The sequence below is a fragment of the Vagococcus salmoninarum genome (genome assembly GCF_003987495.1).
GTDB classification, from domain to species: Bacteria; Bacillota; Bacilli; order Lactobacillales; family Vagococcaceae; genus Vagococcus_D; species Vagococcus_D salmoninarum.
Genome location: NZ_NGJU01000016.1, coordinates 83,183 through 91,493, shown reverse-complemented (window position 1 = coordinate 91,493; position 8,311 = coordinate 83,183). Strand labels below are relative to the sequence as shown.

General features: G+C 35.8%; 7 protein-coding genes. 1 reads left to right on the top strand and 6 read right to left on the bottom strand.

Features of this window, described 5'->3' with window-relative positions; all coding sequences use genetic code 11:
- Positions 1-173 (top strand): IS3 family transposase (locus tag CBF35_RS15125; RefSeq protein ID WP_148112177.1); only part of this gene is annotated, 173 nt, incomplete at its 5' end.
- 17 nt (positions 174-190) lie between these two features.
- Here the strand turns inward: CBF35_RS15125 and CBF35_RS10840 are convergent.
- The 6 genes from CBF35_RS10840 to tagD all read right to left on the bottom strand — a co-directional run bounded on the left by CBF35_RS10840 (position 191) and on the right by tagD (position 8,310).
- On the bottom strand, positions 191-946 hold the full coding sequence (locus tag CBF35_RS10840; protein ID WP_126781039.1) for a tyrosine-protein phosphatase: 756 nt from the start codon (positions 944-946) through the stop codon (positions 191-193).
- Between the two features lie 17 nt (positions 947-963).
- Positions 964-2,082 (bottom strand): non-hydrolyzing UDP-N-acetylglucosamine 2-epimerase, encoded by a 1,119-nt coding sequence (gene wecB, locus CBF35_RS10835; protein ID WP_126781037.1) that lies wholly within the window; start codon positions 2,080-2,082, stop codon positions 964-966.
- A gap of 195 nt (positions 2,083-2,277) precedes the next feature.
- Positions 2,278-3,198, bottom strand: coding sequence for an LCP family glycopolymer transferase (locus CBF35_RS10830; RefSeq protein ID WP_126781035.1), 921 nt, complete (start codon positions 3,196-3,198; stop codon positions 2,278-2,280).
- 23 nt (positions 3,199-3,221) lie between these two features.
- Positions 3,222-4,166, bottom strand: a complete 945-nt coding sequence (locus CBF35_RS10825) for an NAD-dependent epimerase/dehydratase family protein (protein WP_126781033.1) — start codon at positions 4,164-4,166, stop codon at positions 3,222-3,224.
- Positions 4,167-4,316: 150 nt separating this feature from the next.
- The gene (locus CBF35_RS10820) at positions 4,317-7,886 is read right to left on the bottom strand and encodes a CDP-glycerol glycerophosphotransferase family protein (RefSeq protein ID WP_126781031.1); all 3,570 of its coding nucleotides are present in this window, start codon (positions 7,884-7,886) and stop codon (positions 4,317-4,319) included.
- A gap of 25 nt (positions 7,887-7,911) precedes the next feature.
- The gene (gene tagD / locus CBF35_RS10815; RefSeq protein WP_126781029.1) at positions 7,912-8,310 is read right to left on the bottom strand and encodes a glycerol-3-phosphate cytidylyltransferase; all 399 of its coding nucleotides are present in this window, start codon (positions 8,308-8,310) and stop codon (positions 7,912-7,914) included.
- Position 8,311: the final 1 nt, after the last annotated feature.

Below are 8,311 nucleotides of genomic sequence, written 5' to 3'. Positions count from 1 at the left end.
TTCATTCCACTCTAAAGTCTGAAACGTTCTCAATACAGTCAGAGCTTGGATGCTCTACTACTAGTGTAATCGAAACTGTACAAAATTTCATCAAGTATTATAATGAAAAGAGAATTCAACAAAAATACGGTTACTTATCTCCGATAGATTATCGAAAACAAGCAACCGCATAGGTGTTTTTATTACTGTCTCATTTTAAGGGTTCAGTCCCCTTTAAGTGAACCTTCCTTTTTATATCCCCACCATCAAAAATGGTTTCTGCGTTATTTTTTAACTCCTCAACAAAATCTGGCGAATAATCTTTTGCTAATTCACTATAAACTTCAGCTAGTCTAACTTTGCGCTGATTAATTGAATGTCCGTCTGAACCAATTAATTGGATCAAGCCTAATTCTATCATTTTTTGAGCATTTAATTTAACTTGACTTCCAAAATTCCCTAAATAACTTGGGGCGGTCATTTGTGATAAGGCACCTATTTCAGTTAAATCAGCTAACTGATCGAGATGGTTAGCAAAATACTCATTACGTTCTGGATGAACAATAATCGGCCGAATACCGTGATTGATTAAATTCATAAAGAGTTTTTTAGTATAAACTGGGATTGTCTCTGTTGGAAACTCAATGAGTAAATATTTATTCCCCTCATCAATAAATAAAAGTTGATTTTTTTGAACCTGGTCATATAAATTACCTGAGATCCTAACCTCTTGTCCTTCGTAAAGAGTGATTAGGATCTTATTTTCATCTAAAATCTTTTGGAACTCTGCTACAGCCATAATAACTTTATTTTTAGGGTTCCAATATTTGCCGATATTATGATGAGGGGTACATAATATCCGACTGATGCCTTGAGCAGCCGCCTCTTCCGCCATCATTAAAGACTCAATTAAAGTATCTGGTCCATCATCTAGTTGAGGTAAAATATGGCAATGTAAATCAATCATCAGCTGCTCCTTTCATCCTATTCTGACTTAAAGGAACTTTTAATAGCTTCCAAAATTCGTTGACTAGCTCTGCCATCACCGTAGGGGTTTTTAGCTTGAGCCATTTTTCGATAAATCTGTTGATCCGTCAATAACACTAACATTTCATCATAGACCTCAGCCTCTTCCGTCCCAATTAATTTCAACGTCCCTGCCGCCACGCCTTCTGGACGCTCAGTCGTATCTCTTAAAACTAGGACTGGTTTTTCTAAGGAGGGAGCTTCTTCTTGAATTCCCCCGGAATCACTCATCACAAAATAGGCTTGATTTAACATATTATGAAATTCTACTAGATCAAGGGGCGGGATTAAGTGAATTCGCTCATGCCCCTCTAAATATTCCTTAGCTAAAGATTGAACTTTTGGACTCAAGTGGACTGGGTAGACGATTTCAACGTCCTGACGCTCATCTAACACCCTTCTAAGAGCTTTAAAGACATTCACCATCGGTTGACCTTGATTTTCTCTTCGATGCATTGTTAAGAGGATCAGCTTGTTTTCTGGTGACTGCATTTTCAGATTCGTCGGCTGATAGTCTTCTTTAATCGTATAATTCAGAGCATCAATCACTGTATTTCCAGTCATAAAGATTTTTTCCGCGGGAATCTTTTCATTTAATAAATTAGTTTTGGTTTCTTCCGTTGGCGCAAAATATAAATCACTTAACACATCTGTCAGCTGACGATTCATTTCTTCTGGAAAGGGGGAGTATTTATTCCATGTTCTCAACCCGGCTTCTACATGCCCAATTTTAACTTGTTGATAAAAGGCTGACAGACTTGTTGCGAAAGTTGTCGTCGTATCGCCATGAACTAAAATAATATCCGGTTGTGTGTCACTAATGATGCTTTCTAATTTTAATAAGATGCTACTAGTTATGCCAGCGATTGTTTGACCGGCTTTCATAATATTTAAATCATAATCTGGTTCAATTTCAAAAAAAGTTAAGACTTGATCTAACATTTCACGATGCTGAGCTGTAACTACTACGATGCTTTCAAAATCAGTCTGTTGTTTTTCAATTTCTTTAATGAGTGGTGCCATTTTGATTGCTTCTGGTCGTGTACCAAACACCGTCATTATTTTTATTTTTTTCATCTAACTCTCCTCTGAATAATTTCTCTACTCTATTATAGCTTGTTTATAAACAAATTCAATAGCCCCCCTTTGTGAACTACTTTTAAAAAATACTAATATCAGCTAGTATTCACTTTCTGTTTTTCTTAAAGAATCGCCGATTCCAAGAAAACCCGTTCAAAAAGAGGCAGTGACTAGTGTCACTGCCTCTCTTTTTTAATTAGCTAACTCGCCTTGCAACAATTGCTGCACACGGTTTAACTCTTCTGCTGGAATTTGTTGATAAGAGACGCCATCAATCATGACACCGTCCCCAACTAAGGCTTCCATTTCCATGTTATCAAAGCTTGCCTTATATCTCTTTTGTAAATCTAACATGTTGTCCCAAGATAAATCGGTTTTCATATTATTCTCAATCGCTTTTAAAATATCAGTATAGCCAGTCAGTGTTGACAAGCTAATTGATTTTTTTACAATACTGTTAATGATTTTACGTTGACGGTCTTGACGGCCGTAGTCACCTTTCGGATCTTGATCTCGCATTCTTGAAAAGGCTAAGGCAGCTTCGCCATTTAACCGTAAAGTCCCTAAAGGAAAGTCAAAGCCGTCTTGACTAAACTCTAATGTATTTTCAACACTAACGCCATCAACTGCGTCAACTAACTCCTTTAAGCCTTTCATGTTGATTGTTACATAATGATCAATAGGAATTTGCAATAAGTTTTCAACTGAAGCAATTGCCATTTCCGCGCCACCAAACGCATAGGCGTGGTTTAATTTATCGACAGTTCCTTGACCAACAATTTCAGTGTATGTGTCACGAGAAAGACTGACTAACGTCGTTTTATTACTTTTTGGATTAACAGTTGCTACTAACATTGTATCCGAACGTCCTTGTTCATCTCGGCCTAAATCACCTGTATCTAATCCTAGTAGTAAAACTGAAAAAGCATCCCCTTTTCCTAGTTCCACTTTTTTATCTCTTAAGGAAGATTTCGGCCTTGCTACTTCTTCTTGAATACCGGTTGCAGTTCCTTTAATATCAAAGTAAACTTTAGCGCCATAGCCTACTATAGCAAGCACAATTACTAACATGACCGACAAAATACTTAAAAATATTTTTTTTCCTAATGACATCGTTAATTTTCCTCCTATAATGACTACATAATCGTCTCTAAATACTTTTGAATACCTTCTTTAACCGTGTACTTATTTTTAAAGCCTAAACTTTCTAATTTAGAAATATCAGCATAAGAAGAAGGAATGTCCCCACTTCTAGCCGGTTCATGGATTAGCGGTAATTTTGTTTCTAAAGTTTGATCCATCATCTCTATTAGCCCAGCCAATGATGTCTCAATACCTGTAGCTACGTTGTAAACTTGGCCGATTGCTTCTTCTTTACGACAAATTAAATTCAAGGCTTGCTCAACATCTTCAATATAGACAAAATCTCTTGTTTGTTCCCCATCACCAAAAATTGTAAAGCTACTTTCATCGGTTTTTAGCAGCTTCTCATAACGGTCAATCAAAATTGAAATGACCCCGGAATAAGGTGATTCAGGATTTTGATTCGGTCCATAGACGTTGAAGAATCGAACTGCACTTGTGGCAATCCCATATAGCTGACTGTAACTTAAAACATACTTTTCAGCGGCAAATTTATCAATTGCGTAAGGTGTTAATGGTCTAATCACTGATTCTTCAGCCTTTGGCAATGTCTCTTCATCACCGTAAACTGCTGCCGAAGAAGAAAATATCAGTCGCTCTGGCTTTTTGTTATGTTTTTTGATAGTTTCCAGTAATGATAAGACACTCTCAAAATTGACTTGATGGGTTTCTAAAGGTCTGGCCACTGAATCGGCTACACTGGCAATTGCTGCAAAATGATAAATATAATTAAAATCATTTTGACTAATTAGTGACTCCATTAATTCTGGATCAGTTACGCTACCTTCGATAAAGGTAATATTTTTTGATTTTTTTAAATTACTTAATTTACCCATCGATAAATCATCTACGATAATTACTTGATTATTTTCACATAAAGTATTTGCTATTGTTGAGCCAATGAAACCCGCTCCACCTGTTATCAAAATACATTTCATTTAAATCACCTCATAAAGTTTCTTACTAAACTACTTTACTGACTATACCATAATAATTAGAACTCAGTGTCATCTCTTAATCTTTTTAGTCATTTCTTAATAAAAAAGCCAGTGATTTCAGAAATCACTGGCTTTAAGTCATCTTAAAATTTAAACAACTTGGTAAAATTCGCCAAGGGCTTCTTGATTGTATTTTTCGTAATCAAACTTAGCAAACCTTCGCTTCTTGCTAACTAACTCTTCCATGCTTTTAACAATGCCAGCAATATCATTGGTTTCAGTTAATAGACCGTAACGATCTCCTTCTAAGACATAACGACAAGCTGGAATATCTGTTGAAATAATCGGTAAGCCTAAGGTCATTGCTTCTAATAAAACCATGGGTTGACCTTCGTAAATCGATGTCAGACAGAAAATCGAACATTTAGCCATAAAATTAAAGGGATTAGCAATCTGATCAGTTAAAATAACCTGTTCTTCTAAGTGCAATTTTTTAATTTCATTTGCTAACTTCAGATATTCCTCACCTTGACCAATAATGTAAAGCTTGCCTTTTTGATTCGTTTGATAAAACTCATGAAACGCTCTGATTAAAAGTAATTGTTGTTTTTCCGGTGATAAACGTCCCATTGTCACGAAGACTGGTTCTGTTGTTTGCGGATAAGGATAATAGTTACCTTTGACGTTAAATGCCCCAAAACTTAAATCTGCTTTAAGATAACTTTGGTCTAACCAAAGTTGCTCTTTGTTCGGCAACTCAACAAGGGCAACAACTTGGCCATTTGTCATTTCACACTCTTTGATAACAGTCAAAACTGTTTCAGGTAAGAGTGCCACTGGACTCTTAGTTTCTAATTGCCAATCGTGATAAAAAGTTACCTCACTGCTTAGCAGTCTTCCGATGTAGGACTGATTCGTTTCAGCAAATAGCTCCATCTTGCCTGCCTCTAACAACTCAATCGCCAGCTCAGTCATCCAGCCACTTTGATTAAGGGCATTAGTAATCAACAAACTAGTTCCAGTCATCGTTACTTTTTTCTCACTAATTTTAACTATTTGACCTGGCCTAACTGCAAAATCAGTGACAGCTGGTCCAATGATTTTGTTACAGTGAGGAGTTGACCATACTACTGCTTTCTCATTAGTCAGTCGACCATAAGCTTTAACCGTTTCAGTCTTAATAATTCGTAACTCTAAATGCCTCAACTCTAAACTATATTTTTTGCGATCACGAGAGAAAATTAATTTTTTCAGTAGCGGTTGAGAAACTTTGGCTAACATCCCCTTAGTATTATTTAAGCGATGAGAAGCTTTAAATTTGGTCATTGGTAACCAACCTAAGACTTGTTCATTAATGACTACTTTAAAATAACTACCTGTATGAGTTTCGATGACTTCATTAATTTCCACATAACGATTTCTTAAAAAATTAGCTTGTGATACAACATAACTATCGACTAGTCCTACTGGTTCACTATATAGTAAGTCTTCACCATTCGTATTAATCATCCCAATAAGAGTAACAGTTCTCTGACTGATTATTTGATCTGCTAATAAAGTGATTTCCCTAGCATCGAGCCAACCAACATAAATATCCCCTTGCATGACTTTGTTATACGTCCTACCAGCTATTTCTGTTTGGCCAATCACTAAGACTTCTTCAGCAGGATTTAAAGGCCTCTCTTTGCTGATTGCTGTTTGATCACCAGGATTTTTATTCCACATAAGATACGTTGTCTTAGCTTCAACTAATTTCCCGGGTGAAATCATTTTTTTAGTTACTAATTGATTAGTCTCAGCATTTTCCCTTTGGCTATTATCAGCTAGAATCCGTTGAGGGTTAATTGTGTTTCTAACAACTGTAAATTTATCAGCAGGGGCGTAGTCCTTTAATTTAGCTAAGTTAACTTCTTTTGTCGATTGTGACACTGAAACTAATTGATCAAATTTATCATAGACCGAAAATAAGCCATTGAGATTGATTAAATGAATTTTTTTCCCGTTGACAGTTCGACCACTATCAGCTAACATGTCGCTGTGCATAAAGCAGATGCGTTTAGTTGCAGGAACATTTAAGAGTAACTTAGTCCCGTATAAGCTATAACCGCTGAAGTCAATGACTGTATCAAAACTTAGTGTTCCTAATAAACGAGTAACTTCTCTGCGATAGGCTCTCTCTGGAAATAAACGATTAAATTTACGATTTAAGCCCTTTACATGACTATATAAATCCAAATAAGATTCTTTGATTGTATAGTTTGGGCTACCAAATTTGAATATTAAGTGGACTTCTTTAGGAATGCCTTCGATATTCCTCACTTGTTCTAGTAAACGTGGATCATCTAACAAGCAAGTTACCTCATACTTAGTAAAATCGATGTTACTTACTAAATTGATAAAACTACTAGTGATGCCATTATTCCGCATGCCTCCTGGGTAAAACAACAGTTTCTTTTTATCAGTGTTTTCTTTATGTATCACTAACTTTGGTTGTTCTTTTTTTTCAAAGATGTAATCAACATACTTTTTAGTCACATTACCATCTTCATAAGGGGTAAATACTTCTTGACACCTTTGGTAATTATCAGCGTAGTCCTTAGCAATCCTTGGTAAATCACCTAAAGCAGTTGCCAGTTCTTCGACTGTATAACTAATCGGCCCAGGTAATTCCTCGTCATTAAAATACTTGCCTCGTTCTTCGGCATATAAATCAGCATCCCAACAGTAAAATAAAATTGGTTTGTTTGTTACTAAGAAATCGAAGAAGATGCTGGAATAATCTGTGATTAACACATCGACTATTCCTAACAATTCATTCGTATCAATCACGTCAGGAATTAAATAAGGTTTTAAAGCAACCTCTTTCACCGCTTCTTTATAAATAAATGGATGGACTTTAACTAATATATTATACTTATCACCATGGATTTTACGTAAATAAGCCATCTCAGCTGTCACTTGCGCCATATCATTCCGGGCACTTGTTAAATCAAGTCCTTTCCAAGTCGGCGTATATAATAATATTTCCTTTGTTTGGTCAATCTCTTTCTGAAACTGGCCTAATAATTTGAATGTACCCTGTTTGTCTGGCTTGAGAGTACTGTCAATCCGTGGGTAACCACCTTCAAGAACTTCCCCCTTGTATAGCCCCCGTAAACGATAACTGTCTAAATACATCTTAGAAGTATGTTGATTCGGGCTAATTAAAAAAGAACTTTGAAAGAAATTACGAACAACATTTTTGGCACCACTAGGATTACCTGGCATATCGTAGCCCATCGTTTTTAAAGGCGTACCATGCCAAGTATTAATGTAGGTTTGTCCTGTTTTTTTCATATAGAATGGTTGTAACGTAGCATTGTTAATCACATATTCTGCTTTGGCTAACCATTTTAAATAATTCTGACTGTTACGTTGAACAAAAATAACATTGCTTTCAGCTTGATATAACTTAATTATTTGTTTTAATTCCACTGAATCAACATAACTCCATATATGTGTATATTTCTTTTCCTGATCATTTTCCAATAAATACTTAAAAATCGCTAAGGGAGAGTCTGTTAAAGACTGCCCATCGCGACTTTCATACATAATTGTGGATTTTTCTATTGATAACTTTTCAGAATAACGAGCAAACATCAGCCCTTGTTTGGCTGGTTGATGTCTGAATGGTTTATAAACTGGACCAATCACTCTTGAAATGATATTTTTGATTCCCATAATAATTCGCTCCTATTTTTAAGTATCAATTACCAAAACGCTCTTTTAAATCTGCTTTTATTTTGGTGGTCGAAACTCCTTCGGTACGAGCTAAGTACTGAACTTCGCAGTGCTCTTTTAAGAAGTCAAATTTCCCTTCCCAGTCGTCACCCATCACAAAAACATCAATTTGATTATCTACAACATCGCTAACTTTTTGTTCCCAAGTCATTTCTGGAATGACTTCATCAACATATTTAATCGCCTCTAAGATATACTTACGGTCACTGTAAGAGGTGTAAGCTTTTTTCCCTTTAATAGCGTTAAATTCATCTGATGATAACACCACAGTCAAATGGTCTCCTAAGGCTCTCGCTCTTTTTAAAATATTAACATGGCCTTTATGTAGTAAATCAAAAGTCCCATAAGTTATAACTTTTTTCATT